This is a genomic window from Sphingobacterium sp. LZ7M1 (assembly GCF_024296865.1).
Classification (GTDB): domain Bacteria; phylum Bacteroidota; class Bacteroidia; order Sphingobacteriales; family Sphingobacteriaceae; genus Sphingobacterium.
In genome coordinates this window covers 612,717-637,836 of sequence record NZ_CP101134.1, presented here as the reverse complement: position 1 = coordinate 637,836, position 25,120 = coordinate 612,717, and the positions used below count along the sequence as shown (strand labels likewise).

Here is a 25,120-nt window from a genome sequence, read left to right as displayed (position 1 = left end):
TATGTCTTTGTAATATTTTAGTTTAAGCGTAGTAGTGTTTCGATAAGCGATTTGTTTAATGTTATTAGTTCAAAGAGAATTAAAATTTCCGATTAATCAAAAAATGGATTGGTATTTTAACATTTCTTCACATTAAATCCTAATAACAAAAATGGCTCCAAAGTTATCCTTTAGAGCCATCTGAATGTTATATTTTACTCAATTACTTATATAAAGGAAATTGAGCCATCATTTCTCTTACTTTTCCGTGGATACGATCTAGCGCAGCATTGTCTGAACGATTGTTCAATGCCTCGTCGATCAACTCACCGATTTGAATGATTTCGTTTTCTTTGATTCCACGAGTTGTGATTGCTGCAGTACCGAAACGTACACCTGATGTAACGAATGGTGAGCGAGAATCAAAAGGAACCATGTTTTTATTGGTTGTGATACCTGCTAAGCCTAAAACTGCTTCTGCATCTTTACCAGAGATATCTTTGTTTCTAAGGTCTACCAACATTAAGTGGTTGTCTGTACCTCCAGAGATAATTTTATAGTCTCTTTCTACAAAGAACTGAGCTAAGGCAGCAGCATTTGTTTTAACTTGTTTAATGTATGTCAAGTAATCATCAGAAAGCGCTTCACCGTAAGCAATTGCTTTAGCAGCAATAGTGTGCTCCAAAGGACCACCTTGCGTTCCAGGGAATACCGCTAGATCCAATAATTGGGTGATCGTACGTGTTTCTCCTTTAGGCGTTTTGATGCCCCATGGGTTTTCGAAATCCTTACCTACCATGATCATACCACCACGAGGACCACGAAGCGTCTTGTGAGTCGTAGTCGTTACGATATGACAGTGAGGGATTGGATCGTTCAATAGACCGTGAGCGATCAAACCAGCAGGGTGAGAAACGTCAGCGACAACTAGAGCGCCGATTTCGTCAGCAACCTTACGGATACGGGCATAATCCCAGTCACGAGAATATGCAGACGCACCACAGATAATCACTTTTGGTTTTTCACGACGAGCAGTTTCTTCTAATTGTTCGTAGTCGATTAGACCAGTATCTTCTTTTACACCGTAGAATAATGGTTGATAAAGTTTACCAGAGAAGTTTGCTGGAGAACCATGAGTCAAGTGACCACCATGGCTAAGATCGAATCCTAGGATTTTATCGCCAGGTTTTAAGATGGCAAGGAAAACAGCAGCATTGGCTTGTGCACCAGAGTGAGGCTGTACGTTCACCCATTCAGCGCCAAACAATTCTTTTGCACGGTCGATGGCAATTGTTTCAATTTTATCCACAACTTCACAACCTCCATAGTAACGTTTTCCTGGAAGTCCTTCTGCGTATTTGTTGGTCAAAACAGAACCAGCGGCTTCCATAACCTGCTTGCTCACAAAGTTTTCTGAAGCGATAAGCTCAATACCTTCTTCTTGGCGTTTTAGCTCCTCGGCAATTAGATTAAAAATGGATTGATCTCTTTCCATATTGATATTTTTTATTGGGGGGGTATTAAAATTTCAAATTTGTTGCAAATATAGATAATTACAAAGAAATGGGCTTATAATTACCTAAATTTCTCCAATGATTTTTAAGGATTGCCATTTTGTTAAGTTTTTTCTCAATTGAATAACGGACTGTTGAACCTCCCAATCATAAAACGACCACATGTTAGCGATAGTATTCCTGAGCCTCCCAATTCGATGAATAAGCAATTTTTCTACTGCCATATGCCCTTCATTCCCCTTCTGGTCTCTGTTTGCCGATTGTCATAATAAGGTTGCTTACTAAAAGGAAAGCGAAAAATATGTATTTTTGTAGCTGTAAATTCAGAGGAAATTAATATGGCTTCAGATAATTTGACAGCTGTAGCTCCGGTAACTTTTACCGAAGGTGCACTAAACGAACTAAACAAACTGATCGACCAACAAGAAATCGGTGCTGATTTTGGATTGCGCATTGGCGTAGAGGGTGGAGGTTGTTCAGGGATGAGCTACATTTTGGGATTCGACCAAATCAAGGATGGCGATACAGAATATAACATTCAGGGCATGCGTGTCTTTATGAACAAAGCTCATGGGCTATATTTAGCAGGAATGGAGATCGACTTTAAAAACGGTCTAGATGCTCGCGGATTTACATTCAATAATCCAAACGCAACAAGCACTTGTGGTTGCGGAAGCAGCTTCTCTGCATAAATAAAAAATATTGCCGTTAAAAGGTTTCGCCTTGTACATCGACAGTCAGTATTGAAATATCGCTAGCGAGAATACCCAAAAATCTGTTGTTTAATTTTTACACGCCTGCGCAGCAAAACTATTCAAACTGTCTATTTTGGCGAAGCCTTTTTTAATGCCTCTTCCACTTAGCATTATGATGCCCTAAAGGCATAAAAAACCTACAGAATTTCTTGGATCAACAACCAACAACCTTCGGTTTCCGCCTTCTAGTCGTCCTGACGAAGGAAGAATCTCGGAATTCAGCAAACCCATATTTATTTAAATAACAACAAAAACAGTATTGCCTCATAAGCTGCATTGGCGAACAGGTCCTGCAACTGCGGTTTCCGCCTTCCAGTCATTCTGACGAAGGAAGAATCTCGGAATACTGCAATCCCATAATTATTAAAAAACAACATAAAAAGTATTGCCTCAAAGTTTGCATTGGCGTACAGGTCCTGCAACTGCGGTTTCCGCCTTCCAGTCATTCTGACGAAGGAAGAATCTCGGAATACTGCAATCCCATAATTATTAAAAAACAACATAAAAAGTATTGCCTCAAAGTTTGCATTGGCGAACAGGTCCTGCAACTGCGGTTTCCGCCTTCCAGTCATTCTGACGAAGGAAGAATCTCGGAATACTGCAATCCCATAATTATTAAAAAACAACATAAAAAGTATTGCCTCATAGGCTGCATTGGCGAACAGGTCCTTTACCTTCGGTAAAGAATGACAGGGTCGTAGATGGGAAAACCGTACAGATTCCTCACTGATCGTTCAGAATAAAAATGTGCTAATGAGGGATTCAGAGTGAAGCGAAGAATCTATTGTTTTTTTTATGAGGACATTGATCATTGCGAATCGTAAGATGAGTAAACTGTTTTTTTTGTTTTAAACCCATAAAGAGGAATTGTTGAAAAACATTTCACCCACCCTTTGGGTTCGCCTTTTCAAACATCCAATTTCTACAAATATGTCACCCCTGCTGGGGTTCAAAAATAATCTTGGCCTATCCTCCCATCCATTCCATCCTGGTTCATTCCATAATCTTGGTCTATCCTCCCATCCATTCCATCCTGGTTCAAATCCCCCAATCCCAGCTATCTATAATTTGTGCAAATTTTTCACTAAATTAGCCACCTTTAAAAATCAGAATTAGATTACGTGATGTACAAGGAATATAAGCAGTTAAATCTTTCAGAAATAGGCAAAGAGGTATTGAAACGTTGGGAGACTGACGACATCTTTGCGAAGAGTATCTCCAACCGTCCAGCCAGCAAACCCTACACTTTCTACGAGGGACCTCCATCAGCGAATGGAATGCCTGGTATCCACCATGTTATGGCGAGAACGATCAAGGATATTTTTTGCCGTTATAAGACTTTGAAAGGTTATCAGGTTAAACGTAAAGGTGGTTGGGATACCCATGGTTTGCCGATTGAATTAGCTGTTGAAAAGACTTTAGGTATCACTAAAGAAGATATCGGTAAGAAAATTTCCGTGAAGGACTATAATGATGCCTGCCGTAAGGAAGTCATGAAATATACGGATGTATGGAACGACCTGACCCAGAAAATGGGCTATTGGGTAGACCTGGAACATCCTTATATTACTTACCAAAATGAATATATCGAGACCCTATGGTTCTTATTGAAGGATCTTTATAAAAAAGGATTGCTTTATAAGGGCTATACGATCCAACCATACTCTCCTGCTGCGGGAACGGGATTGAGTTCGCATGAATTGAACCAACCTGGAACCTATAAGGACGTTAAGGACACTACGATTGTTGCTGAATTCCGTTTGGATAAACAACAGATCCACCCAATGATGGATCGTTTGGTGGAAAACCAAGATGAGGACGTGGCTTTCTTGGCCTGGACGACCACACCTTGGACCTTACCTGGAAACAGCGCCTTGACAGTGGGTAAAAATATTGACTATGTCAAAGTGAAAACCTTCAACCAATACACTGGAACGGCTGTTTCGGTGATCTTGGCAAAAAACCTGATATCAAAGCACTTTAAAGCTGATGGTCAGCAGGTTTCCTTCCAAGACTATAAATTTGGTGATAAGGTTATCCCTTGGGAAATCGTAGAGGAATTTAAAGGAGCAGAAATCGAAGGCTTGCGCTATCATCAATTGATGCCTTATGTGACTTCTGAAGAGCTAAGGGAAAAAGCATTCCGTGTCATCTTAGGCGACTTTGTGACCACTGAAGACGGTACTGGTATCGTGCATACTTCACCAACCTATGGTGCAGATGACTTTAGGGTAGCTCGTGAGAATGGTATTCCATCCATCATGGTTCTTGATGAAAACGGAAAAGAAGTGCCAACCGTGGACAAGACCGGTAAATTCGTAAAAGAAATCACCGATTTTGCTGGCCGTTTTGTAAAAGAAGAATATTATTCCAATGAAGAGCGTGCGGACAAAGATTTCCGTCCAACGGATGTATTGATCGCCATCAAACTTAAGGAAGAGAACAAAGCATTTGATGTTAAGAAATATGAGCACACCTATCCGCACTGCTGGAGAACGGACAAACCGGTACTATACTATCCATTGGATAGCTGGTTTATCAAAACAACAGCGGTAAAGGAAGAACTGGTGGCTTTGAATAAAACTATTAACTGGAAGCCAGAGGCAACAGGAACTGGGCGCTTTGGCAACTGGTTGGAAAACCTGGTTGACTGGAACCTTTCCCGTTCAAGATATTGGGGAACTCCCCTACCTATCTGGAGAAGTGAAGACGAGAATGAGGAGATCTGCATAGGTTCAATGCCTGAACTGAAATCTTACCTGGAAGCTTCATTAAATTCAGATGTCCTGACCGAAGATGAAAAAGCAACCAACAAATCCTATCTGGATAAATTTGGAACCGATGAATTAGACCTACATAGACCTTATGTGGATGATATCATCTTGGTTTCCGATGGCGGGCAGAAATTATTCCGTGAACCGGACTTGATCGACGTATGGTTTGATTCAGGAGCAATGCCTTATGCGCAATGGGGATTGGATTACGATAAATTGGAAAAAGGTGAAGCACTTCCTTTCAAGGATGAATACTTTTCGGCTTTCCCTGCTGATTTCATCGCAGAAGGTGTTGATCAAACACGCGGTTGGTTCTTTACCTTGCATGCGATTTCAACCATGGTACGCGGATCGATTGCCTTCAAGAACGTAGTTTCGAATGGATTGGTACTGGACAAGAATGGCAACAAGATGTCCAAGCGTCTAGGAAATGGCGTGGATCCATTTGCTACGATCGACAAATATTCAGCAGATGCAACCCGTTGGTACATGATCAGCAATGCCGCACCATGGGACAACCTGAAATTTAATGTAGAAGGCTTGGATGAAGTTCGTCGTAAGTTCTTCGGCACCTTATATAATACATATGCATTCTTTGCGCTTTATGCCAATATTGACAAATTCAATTATGCAGAGCCTGAGATTCCATTAAAACACCGTCCTGAAATTGACCGTTGGATCCTTTCTTTATTGAACAGTTTGAGTAAGGAAGTTGATGGATTCTATGCAGATTATGAGCCTACCAAGGCAGCCCGTGCGATCCAGAATTTTGTAGATGAGCATTTGAGCAACTGGTATGTTCGTTTATGCCGTCGCCGTTTCTGGAAAGGAGAATATTCACAAGATAAGATCTCGGCTTACCAAACCTTATATACCTGTTTGGATACCATTGCAAAATTAATAGCACCGATCTCACCATTCTTTGCAGACCAATTGTATTTGGACTTAAATGCAGCAACAGGCAAAGAAAAGTATGAGTCGGTTCACTTGGCAGACTATCCAGCTTACCATGAGGACTTGGTAGATAAAGAATTGGAAGAACGTATGGCCTTGGCCCAAGATATATCATCCTTGACCCTTTCCTTGAGAAAGAAAACAGGGATCAATGTTAGACAACCATTGAGCAAGATTTTGGTGCCTGTACTGGACAGTTCCTTCCAAGAGAAAGTAGAAAAGGTAAAAGACCTGATCCTTTCAGAAACAAATATCAAGGATATTGAATTTATTACGGACACTACCGGTATTATTAAGAAAAAGGTAAAACCTAACTTCAAAGTCCTTGGTGCTAAGGTAGGTAAGGATATGAAAGTGGTAGCCAGTGCAATCCAAAATATGGATGCTGCCCAGATCCAAGCACTAGAAAATCAAGGATCCGTCCAGTTAACTGGCACGGAATATGTAATTAGCAGCGATGATGTAGAAATCATAGCAGAGGACGTAGAAGGATGGCAAGTTGCTAATTTAGGACGTTTAACGGTAGCTTTAGACGTTAATATTTCTGCAGAGTTAAAGGAAGAAGGGATGGCAAGAGAGCTTATTAACCGCATCCAAAATCTCAGAAAAGACAAAGGATTTGAAGTTACTGACCGAATAAATGTGACCTTAAGTCAAAATACTGAAATTCAACAAGCTGTAGATAATAATTTCTCGTATATTTGTACGGAAATTTTGGCCGACAGTCTGAAATTCGATAGTGCCCTGGCAAATGGCGATGCTATCGAAATTGACGGAGAGAATTTATTGCTATCAATAGAAAAAATTTAAAGTATGGGAAACACAGAGAAAACACGGTACAGTGATGCTGAATTACAGGAATTTAAAGCAATAATTCTTGAGAAGTTGCGCATAGCGAGAGAGGAATTAACCTCTTTGACTACTTCTTTAAGTAATAGCAATGCGAATGGAACTGACGATACAGCAGGTACCTACAAGACATTAGAAGATGGCTCTGCAACATTGGAGAAGGAACAAATCAACCAATTAGCAGCTCGTCAAAAGAAATTTATCGACAATCTTGAAGCAGCCTTAGTGCGCATTGAGAACAAGACTTACGGAATCTGCAGAGAGACTGGTAAGTTGATTCAAAAAGAAAGATTGAAAGCTGTACCTCATACCACCTTGAGTATTGAGGCAAAAAACAAACAATATTAAGCAAAAGATTAAATAAATGGTCTTTGTTATCAACAGCAAAGACCATTTTTATATGCTATGAAAGGATACTCCAAGCCCGTTCTACTGATTATTATCATTTTATTGGTTGACCAAATCTCGAAGTTTTGGGTCAAGTTAAACATGACCATCGGTCAGGATTTCAAAGTTTTAGGTGATAAGTTCTTGATTCACTTCATTGAAAATCCAGGCATGGCCTATGGAATGGAATTCGGTGGCGAATATGGCAAGCTTTTCCTGAGTGTGTTCCGTATCATTGCTGTAATGGGCATTGGTTATGGACTTCACTATATGGTGAAGAACAAGTATAACCGTGGCTTTATCCTGAATGTAGCCTTGATATTTGCTGGTGCGTTAGGCAATATCATTGACAGTGCCTTTTATGGATTGATCTTTAGTGAGAGTACTCCATTCTCCAAAGCAGTCCTGTTTCCGGATGGAGGTGGGTATGCCTCTTTCTTACATGGTAAGGTCGTAGACATGCTTTATTTTCCACTCATCAGTGGCACCTTCCCTACTTGGTTCCCAATCTGGGGCGGAGAGGACTTCTTGTTCTTCCGACCAGTTTTCAATATTGCCGACTCGGCGATATCCGTGGGAGTTTTCTTGATCCTGATCTTCCAAAAGCGTTATTTCAAGGAAGAACATGATGAAAAATCACATGCCAACAGTGAAATCGTAGAGGATTAAACTTTCCGATTTAACAAAGCTAATTACAACACTTTTCGCTTATTCCGTATATTTGGACATGAAAAATCTCCGAGTACTATTTTCTATTGCCCTTTGTCTGGCAATTTTAGGTTCAGCACACTTGGCAATCGCACAAGTCAACCCTAAGAATCTGAAGAAACATATCAAATATCTTTCCGCAGACAAAATGCTTGGGCGAGAAACGGGCATGAAAGGTTCTTCAAAAGCCGCAGACTACGTTGAGAAATACTTTAAAAAATATAAGTTGGAACCTAAAGGGGAAAACGGCTATCGACAAAACTTCCCTGCAAAGGTGACCAAGGTTAAGATAGAAAATGCCGAAAGAAGATCGGACAATATCATAGGTTTCCTAGATAATGCCGCGCCCTATACCATTGTTATAGGTGCGCATTATGATCACTTAGGTAAAGGTGAGATCGGAGGTTCTAAAGATTCACTTGGTGTAGGAAAAATCCATAATGGAGCGGACGACAATGCTTCCGGCGTAGCTGGATTGTTGGAGTTGGCAAGACATTATGCAACAAATGACATTAAAGAACCTTTTAATTTCTTATTTATCGGCTTTGGCGCGGAAGAATTGGGATTGATAGGCTCAAAATATTTTACCGAAAATCCAACCATTCCTTTAGCATCCATCCAATGGATGTTGAACATGGATATGATCGGCCGGTATAATCCAGATAATGGATTGGCAGTCATTGGTTATGGGACGAGTTCAGCATTCCCAAAGATCTTTGAAGGTATAAGCAGTACCATCAAATTCAATAAGAGCCGTGATGGAAATGGTGGTTCAGACCAAACATCATTTTACAGAAAGAATATTCCAGTCCTTTTCTTCCATACAGGTGGACATGATGATTACCACAAACCTACCGATGATGAAGAAAGGATAGACTACAAAGCAATGGAAGCAATCCTTAAATTGGAAATTGATGTACTGGACAATTCCATGAAACAACCTAAGATGGACTTTCAATGGACCAACTAAGTTCAAATATCAGGGTCTTGATCACGGGATCGAATGGTTTTCTGGGACAGAAATTAACAGATTTTATCTTGAAAGAGACGGACTATAGCCTATGCTGTACTTCTCATTCGGAAAACAGGAATCCCAATAATCAGGGCTATCAATTTGTACAATTGGACCTGTTGGATTCAGAAGGCCTTATCCAACTTTTAGGCTCATTTAACCCTACGCATATTGTCCATACCGCAGCCATGACCAGTGTTGAAGCTTGCGAGCAAGACCCTGAGACCTGCAACAAGCTCAATGTCGAGGTAGTCAAATTGCTTTCAGAGCAATGTAAAGCGAAGGACATCCACCTTACCTTCCTGTCTACAGATTTTGTTTTCGACGGGAAAAATGGTCCATATGATGAGCTTGCCGAAACCAATCCATGCAATGCATATGGACAGAGTAAACTGGATGCGGAACAAGCAGTACTCCATTCAGGTTGCCGTGCGGCAATTTTGAGGACCATTCTAGTTTATGGGATTATTGCTGATCGGAACCGATCAAATCTGGTCCTATGGGCAAAATCAAAACTGGAAGCCCAAGAAGCAATCAAGGTGGTCAGCGACCAATGGCGTATGCCAACCTGGGTAGATGATCTTGCGAATGCCTGTTTGCGCTGCATTGAAAGGAATGCAGAGGGCATCTACCACATTTCAAGCGACAAAATGTTCAGTGTCCTGGAAGCAGTTGAGGAATTAGCCGATTATTGGAGTTTCGACAAATCCTTGATCAGTCCTATCCAAGCCGCTGAAATTGGACAAGCCGAAAACAGACCGCGAAAAACTGGGTTTATTTTAGATAAAGCGATACGCGAACTGGGTTTTAAACCAACGCCCTTCCGCGAGTCGCTCACTTATATCGATCAACAATATACATTCTTTAGAAAATAACTATGCAAGATAAATACGCAAGGGAATCCTATACCGAAATGAACGAATTGGTACTTCCCAATGACACCAATACTTTCGGAAACCTCATGGGGGGAAGACTTCTTTATTGGATGGATATCTGTTCGGCAATGGCGGCGCAGAAACATTGCAATAACCAAGTGGTAACCGTTTCGGTAGACAATGTGTCTTTCAAACGTTCCATCAAATTAGGTGAAGTGGTGACCATCGAGGCACAAGTAACCCGCGCTTTCAACACTTCCGTTGAAGTTAGAATGGAAATCTTTGCGCAAAACCTCCCTCAGGGCACTAAAGTTAAGTCCAATGAGGCATATTATACCTTTGTATCCATCGACGAGTCTGACCGTCCGAAAGCTATCCCTAAGTTGATCCCAGAGTCTGATAAGGAAAAGACTTTATATGACGAGGCCATGCAACGTAGGGAATTAAGGTTGTTATTGGCAGGCAAACTAAAACCAGAAAATGCCACAGAGATCAAGAATTTAGTCAATCTTTTTGAGCATAAGGGCTAAGGGGAGTTGTGATTTCTGAGTTGAACCAGGATGGAAGGGATTAGAGGATAGACCAAGATCATGGAATGAACCAGGATTCAATGGATGAGAGGATAGACCAGGATCGTGATCCATATTCCTCTTTAAAGATATTAATTTTCGGGACGAATTGAATGCATACCCTTAGATTTCATCCCTTTTTAGGCTTAATATACAAAGCTCTTATGTATCCATTCGATCGGTCCTAGATGGCAGTGTTATGCATACAATGGTGGTAAATACGGAATCCTCATCCCCCTGTTTGATCAGTAGGGATGCAATGGGTGTCGGATAGTAGCTATTGATGATATTGATCCTTTCCTGTACACCCTTTATTCCAAAGGAGCTTTGTTTGAATGCAGATGATTTATTTTCTGCATCCTTATTAAATCCTATTCCATTATCCATTATCTGAATGATAATTTTCTGGTCCTCTTCGGCAATGGATATTCGGATCAAGCCTTTTTTAGATTTCAAATGTCGGACACCATGGTGCACGGCATTTTCAACAATGGGTTGGATCAACATAGAAGGGATTTTCTTATCCTTCTTTATCAATCCTTTTTGAATCTCAAGTTCAAAATCGAATGCATGGTTAAAGCGTTCCTGTTCCAGTTCTAGGTAAAGTTTCAATAATTGTATTTCAGAACTCAAGCCGACAATGGAATACTGGGAATTCTCCAAGACCAAGCGACTAATGCTGGCGAATTTTTGGATTAGATCACTGGCACTTTTACTATCCTTCTCCACTACATAAGCTTCAATGGAATTCAGCACATTAAAAATAAAATGAGGGTTCATTTGGGAACGGATTGCCTTTAATTCACTTTCATAGAGCTTTTGCTTAAAATCATTTTCCAAGCGTTCCTGTTTCTCTTTTTCTATATCGGCGGCTTGCTCCTTGATCTTCGTTTCATTCATCATCAACTCCTGTTGGAGCTTAAGGTTGTATTCTGCCTGAAGTCGGTTAATGTTCTTATGTTCTTGTAGCCGATAGAAATAAAAGAGCGTAACAGCAGAGAGAAATAAGACCACAAACAAAAGCTTGAACCAAACCGTAGCATACCAGTGTGAAGCCAAGCTAATGTCAATTGAAGCAATCTGTGTTGACCAATTTCCAAACTGATCTCCTACCCTGACCTGAAATTGATAATCATCTCCTTCCAAATTATTATATACCGCAATCTGCTCTTCAGAACTTTCCACCCATTGGGGATCAAATCCAATCAATTGATATTGAAACCTCAGTCCTTGTTCCAAGAGTTGCTCTGCTGCAGAGAAGTTAAAGGTGAAGTTATTTTCATCTGGACCTAATTCGATTACCTTTTTGAATAGGTCTTCTGATCTATCTTGATGTTGAACGAAAAACTTATTGATCAAAGGCTTAAAATTGATCGTCTTATCTGGATGAAAAACGGGCAAATCCCCCTTGACTAACCCCCAATTAGTACACCAGAAGAGCTCATTACCTCGGACAAAAAAACTGTATGTGATGTACTCCTCAGGTGGGAATATCCCTGCAGATTCATTGAGATGGAAGAATAGCTTGGAATCTGGTTGGAAAAACATGGTGCCATCAAGCGACTTCATCCAAATAAGTCCATTTTTATCTGCTTGCATCTTGACCGAGTATAACCAGGGTTGCGTATTACTTTCTGGATATTGGATAAACTCATACTCTCTCCTATTATTTTTCTTGATTTCAGCAATTCCTGAACTGGAATTACTGAACCAAAACCGTTTGTCCTGATCCAACAGAAAGGAGAATACCGTATTGGATTGGAGGGTCTTTGGATTTTGTTTATTATGGGTGAATTGTTTGAATTGAGGGTCGAGCTTGTTTTCTAACAGGACCAATCCATAGCCATCCATTCCTAACCAAATTGAACCAAAGGCATCTTTGCCAACACAGATAACTTTTGGGTCTGGTAATCCCTCCTTTTCCGCAAACAGGTATATCTGCTTAGTATTTAAATGGTATCTATATAAGCCCGAACTCCAGGACCCTATCCATAGTATGGGTTCGTTGGCAATGGTATCCAAGATAATGCTATTGCAATCAGCTTTTCTAAAACCATAATCTTCATTTCTGATTTCCAATGGAACCAACCCTTTTTTAGGATCCTTAAATTCATAAACTCCTTGATCGATTGTTGAGATATAAATGGCCTCATCTGTTGTCATCAGGTTTCCAATCTTGAGATCTTTTAAGGAATATTTTGACAATCTAAAATCCTTATTCGCATCCAGTTCACCGAAATCAGTTTCAGTCCTGTACCAAACTTTACCTTTCCAATTGAACAATTCTACGATTGGATCGGCGTATCGATCTTCAATAAGACTATTTATTTGGTTGAGTTTGGTAGAATAATAAAACAGGCCCGAATTAGTTGCCAGCCAATAGCCATCCTTTACAATACAAAAATCAAAGATCCGTGTTGCCTTCGGTGTAATCGGCATTAATGTTTCTATAGAAATATACTCGATTTTCTTGGTTTCAGGCTGATAAGTATAGATGCCATTGGACACATGGCCAATCAGGATTTTATTTTCAGTTGGCCAAAAGGCAATGGAACTGATGCTATTATCATAAAAATTGATACTTTTGTCCCAGCCCAGAATAGAGGAAATGGTGTTTTTGAAGCTATAATCAGCAGCGATAAGATCATGGTCATAATATCCAGCATAGATACGATCTGGACGCAAAACAATACCATCTACCGCATTTTCCCCTTCATTTTCAAGATTAATCTGTTTTGCTGTATGTTTTATCGGATTATAGCATATCAAACCATCATAACGGGTCCCCATCCAGATATTCCCCAAAGAGTCCTCATCCAAGGAAAAGATGGAAAGATAATTTTTACTCACTATCCCAGGCATAGAGATCTGTTTTATTTCACCCGTTTCAGGATCTAGGGACTGGAGGTCTGTCTCTTGCCCTGAAAAATAAATCATACCCGATTTAGAAGCCAGTACATCATAAAGGTTGGTTTTTACCAAGCCTTTGTTGCTCACTTTTGCCGTATACGAACTCAGGTTATTTCCTATAGGCTTATTTCGATCATAGCAGATCAGTCCATGGCTATTGCTGGTAATCCAAATTCTATTTTTCTGGTCAATAGCCATGCTACCGAGGTAATTGAGCATCACCCCGTTTGTATGTTCAAATTTCACATCGGTAAACTTCTGACCATCAAAATAGGAAAGCCCACGTTTACCACTAATCCAGATCAATCCATTGCTGTCTTGCTCAAGCCCTTCCACTTCATTGTTGGAAAGCCCTTCCTTCTCGGTAAAATGGAGAAAGTTATAGATCCGTCTTTGTCCATAGGTAATAGAACAGGTTAAGCATACAGCAAGGACAAAAGATAGAATTATCTTCAAATTCATTGGGTTTAGAAGGCTGTAAACAACCTATCCATCAATTGCTTTTTTTTATTTGGAGAGACTTCGATCTCCGAACCATCGACTAATTCTAAGGTCCCTCCTTCTCCTTTTTTATATTTTACGACGTAATCTAAATTGACAATGACACTTCTATTGACTCGAAAGAGCTGCGTATTCTCCAATAACATTTCAAATTCCTTTAATGTTCTGGAAACAATGATTTTCGAGAGATTATTCAGGAAGAAGATACTGTAATTGCTCATGGCTTCGATACGGATTACATCATCCTTTTTCACCAGATGTATCCCTTCGGCAGTTGGCAATGCTAATCTTCCCATCACTGGGCGATTTTCCGTTAAGTCCACTTTTTTCAACTTTTCCCGCTGGGTGATCCGCAGTTCAAGTTTGACCATGGCTTTCTTGAGTTCCTCATTGTTTACTGGCTTTAGGAGATAATCGAGTGCATTTGCCTTCAAGGCATCCAAGGTGTAGATGTTATAGGCAGTGACAAATATGACTTCAAATTCAAATTGACCAAGTTTTTCGAGGAATTGAAATCCGTTCATAAATGGCATTTCAACATCGAGAAAAAGGACATCACATTCCATATTGGGCATTTGAAGCAAGGCTTCTTGAGGGTCATTGAATACGGCCGTTATGGACAATAGCTCCTGGAATTGTTGCAGCTTATGTTGCAATAATCCGGAACCACGAATTTCATCATCCAAAATAACTGCCTTTATCATATGTCTGTTAATTGGTTATTAATGAGTCAGCTGATATAAAGTTATTTGAAATTTTTGAATTAAACAGGAAGAATGAGCAAAGTAGGGATTTTAGTTATTGAAAGCGGAAAGATAATGAGAAAATAAAAAAACTCCCCAGTTTGGGGAGTTTCAATGTCTTTAGTCAGCATTTCCGAGTTGAACGATCCGATCAAACTCTTCAGCCTTAAGGGGCATCACGGATAGCCTACCTTGTCTGACCAATGCGATATCTTGAAGCAATGGATCTGCCTTGATTGTTTCCAAGGTAACTGGATGTTTGAAAGTTTCCACTGGAGCTAGATCCACCACTACCCAACGTTCATCTTCTGTGGTTGGATCTTGGTAGAATTCTTTCACGACTTTTGCCAAACCTACAACTTCTTTACCCTCATTGCTATGGTAATAAAGTACGAGGTCGCCTTTTTTCATCGCTTTTAGGTTGTTTCGAGCTTGATAGTTGCGTACGCCATCCCAAAAGGTCTCCCCATCTTTATTAAATTGTTCCCAACTGTATTTAAATGGTTCAGATTTCACCAAAAAGTAATTCATATCTGCATATTGATTAGCCAACGAACCTGTTGGCAGATTCCAAATTCAATTAGTTCTGTTGTTCCAAGATTTCCATTTTATCAGCGTAGTGTGCACAATAGTCACGTAAATCGCCAATAATTTTCTCAGCCATTGGATCACCACCTGAAGACCTTAGGAATGAGTCGCCTAATGTTTGCAAAGTTTCATAGAAGAAACGCTTCATTTCATCATAAGGCATATCTTTAGTCCAAAGGTCAATTCTTAATGAATTTTTATACTGGGCATCCCATAGCGCTAAGAACATAGCTTTTGCTGGTAATTCTTCTGTATTCTGCCCATCTGTAGAACTCCATTGGATGGAATCTGGAACATTGGAATCATCTAACTCGATCTGGAGTTTGATTTCTGCTTTCTTCATATCTAAAACTGTAATTTTATTAACATTGAAATGATACCCACCACCAAAATAAAGCCTATCTGCATGATCCATAAGCGTTGCGTATTCTTGGTCCATAAGCGGAACAGGATATCCACAACGATGAGCACGATAGAAAGGATAAGGAGCCAAGCCCATGAAAACAATGGCTTTTCTACCGAACCCATTTCAGATATTGCCCATACAAGGATACAAGCCAAGGTTATATTCAATGGGGTTAACTTCATCTTTTCTTGCTTGGTTTACTATTTCCCTTTTTTACCGGCTTAGCTTTACCACGAGCCTGTCTTTTTGAGTTATTTGCCTTAATGGCATATTTTTTCTCGTGGAATGCACCTTTGAAATCGGGGTTATCTTTTTTCTTCTGATTATCAATTTCCCTAGCGATATCCTGTTTCTCGTCGAAAGGTGTCTTTTCAACAACCACATCCGCAGGCAATTCCTTCACAGGAATGGTCTGTCTGATCAGTTTTTCAATTTTTGCCACATAATACTCTTCGGCTGGATTACAGAAGGTAATGGCATCACCTGTCTGGAATGCACGGCCTGTTCTGCCGATACGGTGTACATAGTCCTCGATAACGATGGGAACATCGAAATTGATCACATGGCTCACTTGCGATACATCTAATCCGCGAGCAGCAACATCCGTAGCAACCAAGATCCTAACTTCACCTTCTTTGAAGGCATTAATGGAATTGATGCGGGTATTCTGGCCTTTGTTTGCATGGATTACGCGAACCTCCTCAGGACCATATTTACGTTCTAGGAAGGCATATATACGATCAGCAACCACCTTAGTCTTGGTAAAAACGATGATTCTACTGAAGGTTTCATCGTCTTTGAAGAAATGTTGCAATAAGTTGATCTTCGTCTTTAAGTTGGGAACATGATACAGCTCCTGGGTCACAGTTTGTGCCGGAGTTGCCTGTTCAGTTACTTCGATAACGGTTGGGAATGCCAAGAAATCACCTGCAATCTTACGCACGAGTTCACTCATGGTTGCGGAGAAAAGAAGGTTCTGTCTTTTTCTAGGGACGATTTCCAGGACACGGTGGATTTTTCCAATAAAACCCATGTCCATCATCTTGTCTGCTTCATCAAGGACCAAGAATTTAAGGCTCTTGACATTGATATCACCTTCTAAATAGAGGTCGAGGAAACGGCCTGGAGTAGCAACAATGATATCACAGCCTTTGGCAAGGAGTTCCTTTTGGGTTTTTGGTCCCAAACCACCATATAACAGAACGGTTCTTAAGTCTAAGTAAGTGGAGAATTGCTTGATATGCTCTTCAATCTGCATAGCAAGTTCTCGGGTAGGGCTTAAAATCAATGCTCTTGGGTCATTACCTTGAGCATATTTCAGCTTCATGAGCATCGGCAGCACAAATGCTGCAGTTTTTCCGGTCCCTGTCTGCGCAATCCCCATCACGTCTTGCCCCGCTAGAATCGGTGTAATCGCCTTTTCTTGGATTTCAGTCGTGGTTGTATAGCCTGCTTCGGCTATTGCATTTAGGATCTGCTTATTAAATTTAAAGTCTTCAAATGACGCCATCTTGGCAAAGATAGTTAAATCCAAGGACATGCAGTGGCCTGATTTCCTTACAAATCATTTTGATTTGCGCCTAAATTCCAGCAAATTTGTCCTACCACAAAAAAGGTTGATATGAAAAAACTAGTATTACTATGTGTGCTGACGCTCGTTGGCACTTTCTCATTTGCGGATGAGGGCATGTGGTTCTTGATGCACCTAAAGCGTCTGAACGAAGCTGACATGCAAAAAAAAGGCTTAAAACTCACAGCCGAAGAAATTTACAGCATCAATAACTCCAGCTTGAAAGATGCAATCGTGCAGTTTAATGGCGGTTGTACCGCAGAGATTGTATCAGGAAGCGGATTGGTATTCACGAACCACCACTGTGGTTATGGCGCTATCGCAGAATTATCTACTCCAGAACATGATTATCTTACCAATGGATTTTGGGCTAAAAACCATGCTGAGGAATTAAAGCCTAAATCTTTGTACGTTCGTTTCTTCGTCCGTATGGATGATGTTTCTAAACGTATCCTAGGATTGGTAAACGATAAGATGTCGGAAAAGGAACGCGAAAAAGTGATCAATCAAGAAATTGCCAAGATCCAACAAGAAAACAGCGAAAACGGTAAATATGTTGTTTCTGTTCGTCCTTTCTATAATGGAAATGAATATTACTACTTCGTCTACCAAGACTTTACGGACGTCCGTTTGGTAGGGACTCCGCCAAGCAGCATCGGTAAATTTGGAGGTGATACCGACAACTGGGAATGGCCTCGCCATACAGGTGATTTCTCTATCTTCCGTGTTTATGCGGATAAAGATGGTAACCCAGCTGAATATTCAAAAGACAATGTGCCGTTGAAGCCTAAAAAATTCTTGCCAGTAAGCATCAAAGGTTTCCAAGATGGAGATTTCTCCATGATCTTAGGTTACCCAGGCCGTACAAACCGTTGGATGAATGCAGCAGGAATTGACCAAAACGTTAATTATGCGTATCCAGCATGGGTTGAAGCTTCTAAAGTAGGTATGGATGCCATGAAAAAATACATGGATAAAGACCAAGCGGTAAAATTAAACTATGCTTCTAAATATTCTGGAGTGGCAAACTACTGGAAAAATAGACAAGGGATGATCGATGCCTTGAAAAAGCACAAGACCGCAGCGGCAAAACGCAAGCAAGAGAAGAAATTCAACAAATGGGCTAACCGTCCTGAAAACAAGGAACAATATGGCAACGTCCTAGCGGTAATCAATGATTTCTACGCGAAAACAAACGATAAGGCTAGACAAGACAATTACCTGATCGGTATGTTACGTTCTTCGACTTTCGCAGCAATCCCTGCTACGTTAGGCAATGGTTTGAAACAATATGCACAAGAAAACGAAGCTAAACGCAAAGAAATGGCTCCACGCTTGGAAGCATTTATCGCGGATAACTATGAGAAAGCATATATGCCATTGGAAATTGATGTATTGGCTGATGAATTGAACCTATACGCAGCAAAAGGTGGTGAAATCGCTCCTTATGTTCGTGAAATGGCAAACAAGAACAACGGAAACTTCCAATCGGATATCAAAACAGCTTTTGACAACAGCATTTTTGGATCACAGGCAAAATTGGCTGAATACCTTAAAAACCCTAAAGCAGAGCTGATTGATGCAGACCCTCTTTACAAACTATCTTCATCTTTGATGGATAAATACCGTGAGACTTCTCCGGAGGCTGAAAAGATGAATGATGAGTTCTTGGCAGCATCCAGAAAATTCATCGCTGGAGTATTAAAAATGGATCCTAATGGCAAATACTATCCAGATGCTAACTCAACATTACGTTTGACTTATGGAACGATCAGAGCATTGCCTAAGGACAAAAGGAATGATGCCAAAGAAAATTATTACACCACATTGAAAGGTACCATTGCAAAATATAAACCAGGAGATGAGGAGTTCGATTTACCAAAAAGGTTAATGGAACTATATGAAAATAAGGATTTTGGACGTTATGCAGATAAAGCTGGCTATCTACCGGTTAACTTTTTAAGTGACCAAGACATTACCGGCGGTAACTCTGGATCACCTGTTTTAAACGGAAATGGCGAATTAATTGGCTTGGCTTTTGATGGAAACATTGAAGCAATGGCAGGAGACGTGATTTTTGATCCAAAATTGCAACGTACTATTTCGGTTGATATCCGATACGTTCTTTTCATAATTGACAAGTTTGCGGGTGCTCAAAACATCATCGACGAATTGAAAATAGTAGAGTAGATGCCACAAAAAAGGCGTTTATAACACAAAAAAACATTTTAAAATTCGCATTGTTTGCATTCCTTTTGTATATTTATGATATATTAGAGAATTAATTAAGAAAAACTAAAATTATATTAATTAAAAAATGGAAAACTACACTAAATTAAAAGAGCTAGTAGCTTCAATCGAAGCTGACGCAGAAAAATTCTTCAATAACGGAAACTCTGCTGCAGGAACACGCGTTCGTAAAGGGTTACAAGAGATCAAAACTTTAGCTCAAGAAATTCGTAACGATGTTACTTCTAAGAAAAACGAGAAGAAATAATTCGTTGAATTAAAGCATAAAAATCCCGGTCAGTACTGACCGGGATTTTTTTTGCGCCAAGATTTGGGTATTCTTTAGAACCAGGATTCAAGGGATGGGAGGATAGACCAAGATTATTATTCATATACCAGTTGAAAGGAATCACGACTCCTTAGGAAGGTCAACCCTAATTTGGGATGGACATAGGTCTAAATACTAAATACTTTCTACTAAATACTCTTTCAAAGCGAAAGAGCCGGATAAACCCGGCTCTTTGCATCATCATTAATTTTGAATTGCTTAATAAATAAGATCTTAATATGATCCTATAAGAATATGGCTGCCATAATCAGGTTGAACTGTTTGTCGGTCATCCAACGGCCAAAGATTTCCTTCATGCGGTCTTTGGTCTGTTGCCTGGTCATGGTATCAGCTTTCTTCTTAAAGATATTGGAGTTAACTGTCGTCGCTTGCATTTCCACTTTTGTGGCGTAAATATTGAAATGCTGTTCTGGAACAACCAACCCTAGGATCATTCCTGGTAAGCCATGCAGGGTACTAGGCGATCCGGCAGTCGGAATCTGATCGGTGTAGAAGGCAACTACATACACAGAGTCCAATGTGACGCCGTTAGCTCGTCTACAATCGTATCCAGCAATATTTCTGTATTCATTTGTTATCTTCCACTTAACGTTCGTCAGAGAGTCCTTAATGTTGATCTGTGAGCCTCCCATTTCCATGGTCTGTAAGGATTCGTTCTTTGCTATGTTTTGATAAATCTTGGCACCGTAATCCAAAAGGCCCATACGCAAAAGGTTTGCAATCATTTGCGGTTGGTCCTTCTCAATAGGCTCCACGGAGAATTCAGATCCACTAAAGGATAGTTTTTTATTTAATACTGCTGTCTCCGGTACTTTGGCCATCATTTCCTCAAAATACTTCTTGGAGAAATCTCCATCTTTCAAGGTTTGGATATGCCTACGCATCAGATTCTTGACGTGAACAGTTTTGTCATAAGTAATGGTTCCTTGTTCAGGGAAGAAAGCATATTGTGCATTGGCGAATCCCATGCTCAGGATGGCCAAAAGTATTGTCGATAATATATATTTCATTTTCATAATTACTCAGCTCCTTTCATTGATGTGAATTCCCAAGATAGTTTCAGCATATAATATCTTGCGATATTGTTAAAGCGCTGTTGGGTGATCGCTTGTCCTGACTGGCTTCTGCTAAATCCAACGTTTTGATTAAATACGTCATTCACGTAGAACGATGCGATCAGACTTTCATTTTTCATGAATTTCTTGGAAATACCTGGACTGAACTTCAACCTACTGAAATCTGTTGGCAATGATTTAGTTGCCGCTTCATACTCGTAGTTCAACTCACCGGTCAACTGGATCTTCGCTGGCAGGTAGTAAGTAAATCTACCGTAAGAGTCGAAAGTGAAACCTTCAGAGTTCAACTCAGGGTTCAGGGTGGTTTTCAACACTCTATAACCTGGAGAGAAATTCAGGTAAAAATCAAAGCCTTTGGTTGTATTTTTTTGGAAACCGATATCCGTTCCGAAGCTGTAGCTGATATTCTTGTTTTCTTCAAAATCCTTTGGATTATTGACATCAGAAAGGTCTTTGATCTTGTTGTAATAGTTATTTAGGTTTGCATTCAACCCTAAGTTCATCTTAATCTGCTTTTTCTTGATCAGATCGAAGAAGTACCCTCCATAAATATAACCATTGGTCATTGCCTTATCGGTATTGACATAATAAAGATCTCTTTTCAGGGAAGGATGGATAACAACATCAGTCTGGATTGCATTTAAGGTCTGTGTCATACCGATACCGGTGTAGATATTCTTTCCTTTCAGCATATCATACCAATAATAGTTCAAGTTATAATTGTTGGAAACGGATGGTTTCAAACTTTCATTACCGAAATATTGGTTCATCTGATCTTCGTTCTGTTTCAAAGGTTGAATCTGGAACAGAGAAGGCAATGAATTGGATCTGTTGTAAGATAAATTCAATGATTTAGCCTTGGTGAAGTTATATCTGAAACGAGCTCTAGGGTTGTAAGTAAGGTAATCTCTACTCATTTCATTTCCTGCCAAGTTGTTCTTTTGGAACATATCATCATGTCTGATGTTATTGGTTAAGTTAAACTCAATTTTATCGGCTTTATAATTGAATGAAATGTTGGCTGCGTTCCTAACTGTATTGAAGTTAAAGTCATTACTGAATTCCTCATCGAAATCGGTATAGTTGCCAGAAGCATCCTTGTTGTAGGCACTATTGATCGAGTGAGCCTTCGAGTTGGTGTACTCATAACCAAAAGCCATATTGATCTTCTTGGAAAATGGCTCTGTATAAGTTGCAGCGGCCATGATCGAATTGGAGTTATTGGAATTGTCTTTAAACTGATCAACAATGGTCTCTGTTCCTTCTACAACATTTTTCAATGAAGAGTTCAACATCATGTCAGACTCCGTTTTACCTAAGTTTCCAGTGAATTTCAAGTTGATGGAACGTCCCTCTTTTGCAAATTTCCTTGTGAAGTTTGCATCATAGTTGAAGTTGTCATTTGATGAATTGATATCTTGAGAACGTTCATCTTCCGATTGCAATTCGCCGTTCTTAAAGCTCTTTCCTCTTCTCTGGGTATTATTTTCACTGTTCATTTTTGAAGCAGCAACACGCAAGGTCAGGGTTGTCAAGGAGTCAATATTAACATCGTATTTAGTGTTCAGGCGATGTCCTGTACTTTTGGAGATATCATCATTATCAGTTTCAGAGTTTGAGATACCCTCCGTCAAAGGAGTTTGGCTAATGGTATTGGTATTGATTTCATTTTCAGCCATACCATATTTATAGTTCAGGTTCAACTTATGTTTCTTTTCCTTCCAAGCATCCATAAACGAAACCCCAGCGGTCAAGGCTTTTGGTTGCCCCCTATTGGTGTTGTTCAGGAATCCACCACCACCAGAGATCATGATTCCACCATCATCCAATACGGTCATATTTCCGTTATCAACACCAAACTTCTCAGCTTCGCGCCAATCTAGATCGGTAGTTCCATCGTTGGAAGTAATGCCGTATGCAGAGATCTTTTGGGAACCCTTGAATTTATTGATGGCTGCTTTACCGAGATAATATCCAGAATTATCATCTAATCCTCCGCCAGCTTCAAGCTTGCCGAACATACCGTTCTTGGCATCTTCTTTTAATTTCACGTTAATGGTTTGAACGCGGGTTCCATCGTCAACACCCGTACGTTCAGCTTCTTCAGATTTTTTCTCGAAGACCTGAACCTTATCCACCATATCCGATCGGATATTACGGGTTACCAATTTAGGGTCATCTCCAAAAAACTCTTCCCCATCGACAAGCACCTTTTCAACGGTCTTTCCTTGGGCAGTAATCTTACCCGATGCATCGACTGAAATACCAGGGAGCACCTTTAGCAGGTCTTCTACCTTTGCATTCTTTTCAGTTACGAAACTGGATGCATCATATTCTACGGTATCTCCCTTAATGACAACGGGGATCTTACCAGTAATTAACACTTCTTCAATCAGGTTGGCCGCACTTTGCATAGTGACTTCACCAAGATTCTTGTCTCCAGAACCTTTGCTGATAGTTTCAAAGAAGTCACCAAACTTTGGATAGCTGATGATGACTAAATAATCCGTGGTATCAGGATTGTTGAGGGAGAATTTGCCCTCTTGATTTGCTCTCGTAAAGTCTACGAGGATGGAATCTTTCGCCTGCAAAAGCATGACGGTCGCATTGATAAGCTTCGTCTTGTCCGTTTCATCAACGACAGTACCCGTAATTTTAGTTTGGGCAAAACTTGCAAGTGAAAATAAACCGAGAAATAGGCTTAAGATTACTTTGGTTAGTGGTTTCATAAAAAAGTTAAAGTTTCAAATCAAATAAAGGCAGCACTAAATTATCACTATTGTGAGAAATAACAGAAAACTAAAAGATCTTTAACAATCATTTAACACAATGCTTTAAAAAACGAGATTTCATTTATTGAAAATCTATGTAAACATATGTCGTCGGGAGAAAGAAAAAGTTACAGCTCTTGTAAAATTTATTTCATTACCTTTGTAAAAACACTTTTGAAATGCAAAAAATCAAAGACTATGTAGAAGCAAACAAAGATCGCTTCTTAGAAGAATTATTTGAATTATTGCGCTTTCCATCAGTTAGTGCTGACCCACAGTTCAAGGAAGGTGTAATCAATACCGCACAATTTGTAGCTCAAAAACTTAAGGATGCTGGTGCAGACAACGTTGAGATTTGTCCAACTGCAGGCTATCCAATCGTATATGGGGAGAAGATCATCGACCCAAGTTTACCGACAGTTTTGGTTTATGGACATTATGATGTGCAACCGGCAGACCCAATTGAACTTTGGGAAACTCCTCCATTTGAGCCAACTGTTCGAGACGGTAAAATCTACGCTCGTGGTGCTGCTGACGACAAAGGGCAGTTCTATATGCACGTTAAAGCTTTTGAATATATGATGAAAGAAAATGAATTGGCATGTAATGTTAAATTCATGATCGAAGGAGAGGAAGAAGTAGGTTCTGCAAATCTGGGCATCTTTGTCAATGCAAACAAAGAACGCCTTAAAGCTGATGTAATCGTTATTTCGGACACGTCCATGATCAGTCTTGAAAATCCTTCATTGGAAACAGGATTGCGTGGTCTTTCATACGTTGAAGTTGAAGTTACTGGTCCTAACCGCGACCTTCACTCTGGTGTGTATGGTGGTGCTGTAGCTAACCCTGCGACCATTCTTTCAAAGATGATCGCTTCGTTGCATGATGAAAACAACCACATCGCGATTCCAGGTTTCTATGATGATGTATTGGAGTTGACTGATGCAGAAAGAAAAGCTTTGAACGAAGCGCCTTTTGATGTTCAGGAATACGAAAATGATTTAGGTGTTCAAGAATTATGGGGTGAGAAAGGGTTTACTACTATCGAACGTACTGGTATCCGTCCGACTTTGGAAGTAAACGGTATCTGGGGTGGTTACATTGGTGAAGGAGCAAAGACCGTATTGCCTTCAAAAGCTTTCGCAAAGATCTCTATGCGTTTGGTCCCTAATCAAAACTCAGAGCGTATCACTAAATTGTTCAAAGAACATTTTGAAAAGATCGCTCCTAAATCTGTAAAAGTAGAGGTTAAACCCCACCATGGTGGTGAACCAGTAGTTACTCCTACTGATAGCATCGCATATAAAGCTGCTGAAAAAGCATTGGAAGAAACATTTAATAAAAAACCTATCCCGACAAGAGGTGGTGGATCTATCCCAATCGTTGCCCTATTTGAAAAAGAATTGGGCATCAAAACAGTGCTTTTAGGCTTTGGATTGGATTCAGATAACCTGCACTCTCCAAATGAAAAGTACGGTATTGAAAACTATTTAAAAGGAATTGAAACTATTCCATTGTTCCATAAATATTATGCTGAACTAAGTAAATAAAATAAAAAGCTTCACGATTGTGAAGCTTTTTATATTTTTATACCATCAGAA

At 39.9% G+C, this 25,120-nt stretch carries 20 protein-coding genes; 10 read left to right on the top strand and 10 right to left on the bottom strand.

Annotated elements, in window-relative coordinates; all coding sequences use genetic code 11:
• Window positions 1-202: 202 nt before the first annotated feature.
• A complete protein-coding gene (gene glyA, locus NMK93_RS02695) occupies window positions 203-1,474 on the bottom strand; it encodes a serine hydroxymethyltransferase (RefSeq protein WP_254526447.1) in 1,272 nt (423 codons plus the stop codon).
• Window positions 1,475-1,831: 357 nt separating this feature from the next.
• On the opposite strand from glyA, the gene NMK93_RS02690 reads away from it, so the two are divergent.
• Complete coding sequence (locus NMK93_RS02690) at window positions 1,832-2,185, top strand: iron-sulfur cluster assembly accessory protein (protein WP_185211139.1); 354 nt, start codon at window positions 1,832-1,834, stop codon at window positions 2,183-2,185.
• Between the two features lie 296 nt (window positions 2,186-2,481).
• Here NMK93_RS02690 and NMK93_RS02685 read toward each other — a convergent pair whose 3' ends face one another.
• The gene (locus tag NMK93_RS02685; protein WP_254526448.1) at window positions 2,482-2,877 is read right to left on the bottom strand and encodes a hypothetical protein; all 396 of its coding nucleotides are present in this window, start codon (window positions 2,875-2,877) and stop codon (window positions 2,482-2,484) included.
• Window positions 2,878-3,372: 495 nt separating this feature from the next.
• Between NMK93_RS02685 and ileS the strand changes: the two genes are divergently transcribed.
• The 6 genes from ileS to NMK93_RS02655 are packed head-to-tail and all read left to right on the top strand — an operon-like array spanning window position 3,373 to window position 10,337.
• Entirely contained in the window at window positions 3,373-6,786 is a 3,414-nt protein-coding gene (gene ileS / locus NMK93_RS02680) for an isoleucine--tRNA ligase (RefSeq protein ID WP_254526929.1), read from the top strand.
• A 3-nt stretch (window positions 6,787-6,789) separates the two neighbouring features.
• On the top strand, window positions 6,790-7,173 hold the full coding sequence (locus NMK93_RS02675; RefSeq protein WP_093100778.1) for a TraR/DksA C4-type zinc finger protein: 384 nt from the start codon (window positions 6,790-6,792) through the stop codon (window positions 7,171-7,173).
• Between the two features lie 57 nt (window positions 7,174-7,230).
• The gene (locus NMK93_RS02670) at window positions 7,231-7,881 is read left to right on the top strand and encodes a lipoprotein signal peptidase (RefSeq protein WP_185211141.1); all 651 of its coding nucleotides are present in this window, start codon (window positions 7,231-7,233) and stop codon (window positions 7,879-7,881) included.
• A gap of 58 nt (window positions 7,882-7,939) precedes the next feature.
• Entirely contained in the window at window positions 7,940-8,890 is a 951-nt protein-coding gene (locus NMK93_RS02665) for a M20/M25/M40 family metallo-hydrolase (RefSeq protein WP_185215970.1), read from the top strand.
• The gene (locus tag NMK93_RS02660) at window positions 8,878-9,807 is read left to right on the top strand and encodes an SDR family oxidoreductase (protein ID WP_254526449.1); all 930 of its coding nucleotides are present in this window, start codon (window positions 8,878-8,880) and stop codon (window positions 9,805-9,807) included. Before NMK93_RS02665 ends, NMK93_RS02660 begins: the two co-directional genes overlap by 13 nt.
• A gap of 2 nt (window positions 9,808-9,809) precedes the next feature.
• Window positions 9,810-10,337 carry an acyl-CoA thioesterase gene (locus NMK93_RS02655; RefSeq protein ID WP_185211147.1) on the top strand — a complete coding sequence of 176 codons (528 nt, stop codon included), beginning with the start codon at window positions 9,810-9,812 and terminating at the stop codon, window positions 10,335-10,337.
• Window positions 10,338-10,538: 201 nt separating this feature from the next.
• Here the strand turns inward: NMK93_RS02655 and NMK93_RS02650 are convergent, their stop codons facing one another.
• From NMK93_RS02650 to NMK93_RS02625, 6 genes are all read right to left on the bottom strand, one after another.
• Window positions 10,539-13,748, bottom strand: coding sequence for a sensor histidine kinase (locus tag NMK93_RS02650; protein WP_254526450.1), 3,210 nt, complete (start codon window positions 13,746-13,748; stop codon window positions 10,539-10,541).
• A gap of 5 nt (window positions 13,749-13,753) precedes the next feature.
• The gene (locus NMK93_RS02645; RefSeq protein ID WP_185211150.1) at window positions 13,754-14,491 is read right to left on the bottom strand and encodes a LytTR family DNA-binding domain-containing protein; all 738 of its coding nucleotides are present in this window, start codon (window positions 14,489-14,491) and stop codon (window positions 13,754-13,756) included.
• 159 nt (window positions 14,492-14,650) lie between these two features.
• On the bottom strand, window positions 14,651-15,061 hold the full coding sequence (locus NMK93_RS02640) for an EVE domain-containing protein (RefSeq protein WP_185211152.1): 411 nt from the start codon (window positions 15,059-15,061) through the stop codon (window positions 14,651-14,653).
• A gap of 49 nt (window positions 15,062-15,110) precedes the next feature.
• Window positions 15,111-15,461 carry a gliding motility protein GldC gene (gene gldC, locus NMK93_RS02635; RefSeq protein ID WP_185211155.1) on the bottom strand — a complete coding sequence of 117 codons (351 nt, stop codon included), beginning with the start codon at window positions 15,459-15,461 and terminating at the stop codon, window positions 15,111-15,113.
• Between the two features lie 2 nt (window positions 15,462-15,463).
• The gene (locus NMK93_RS02630; protein WP_185211156.1) at window positions 15,464-15,706 is read right to left on the bottom strand and encodes a hypothetical protein; all 243 of its coding nucleotides are present in this window, start codon (window positions 15,704-15,706) and stop codon (window positions 15,464-15,466) included.
• Window positions 15,703-17,034 (bottom strand): DEAD/DEAH box helicase, encoded by a 1,332-nt coding sequence (locus tag NMK93_RS02625; RefSeq protein ID WP_254526930.1) that lies wholly within the window; start codon window positions 17,032-17,034, stop codon window positions 15,703-15,705. Before NMK93_RS02625 ends, NMK93_RS02630 begins: the two co-directional genes overlap by 4 nt.
• Window positions 17,035-17,145: 111 nt before the next feature.
• On the opposite strand from NMK93_RS02625, the gene NMK93_RS02620 reads away from it, so the two are divergent.
• On the top strand, window positions 17,146-19,284 hold the full coding sequence (locus NMK93_RS02620) for a S46 family peptidase (protein WP_254526451.1): 2,139 nt from the start codon (window positions 17,146-17,148) through the stop codon (window positions 19,282-19,284).
• 127 nt (window positions 19,285-19,411) lie between these two features.
• Complete coding sequence (locus NMK93_RS02615; protein ID WP_185211160.1) at window positions 19,412-19,591, top strand: histone H1; 180 nt, start codon at window positions 19,412-19,414, stop codon at window positions 19,589-19,591.
• A gap of 305 nt (window positions 19,592-19,896) precedes the next feature.
• Here the strand turns inward: NMK93_RS02615 and NMK93_RS02610 are convergent, their stop codons facing one another.
• Together NMK93_RS02610 and NMK93_RS02605 are read right to left on the bottom strand one after the other, a co-directional pair.
• Window positions 19,897-20,682 (bottom strand): GLPGLI family protein, encoded by a 786-nt coding sequence (locus tag NMK93_RS02610; protein ID WP_185211162.1) that lies wholly within the window; start codon window positions 20,680-20,682, stop codon window positions 19,897-19,899.
• 8 nt (window positions 20,683-20,690) lie between these two features.
• Window positions 20,691-23,477 carry an outer membrane beta-barrel protein gene (locus tag NMK93_RS02605; protein ID WP_254526452.1) on the bottom strand — a complete coding sequence of 929 codons (2,787 nt, stop codon included), beginning with the start codon at window positions 23,475-23,477 and terminating at the stop codon, window positions 20,691-20,693.
• A 221-nt stretch (window positions 23,478-23,698) separates the two neighbouring features.
• Here NMK93_RS02605 and NMK93_RS02600 point away from each other — a divergent pair, with 221 nt between their 5' ends.
• Window positions 23,699-25,069 carry a dipeptidase gene (locus NMK93_RS02600; RefSeq protein WP_185211166.1) on the top strand — a complete coding sequence of 457 codons (1,371 nt, stop codon included), beginning with the start codon at window positions 23,699-23,701 and terminating at the stop codon, window positions 25,067-25,069.
• Window positions 25,070-25,120: the final 51 nt, after the last annotated feature.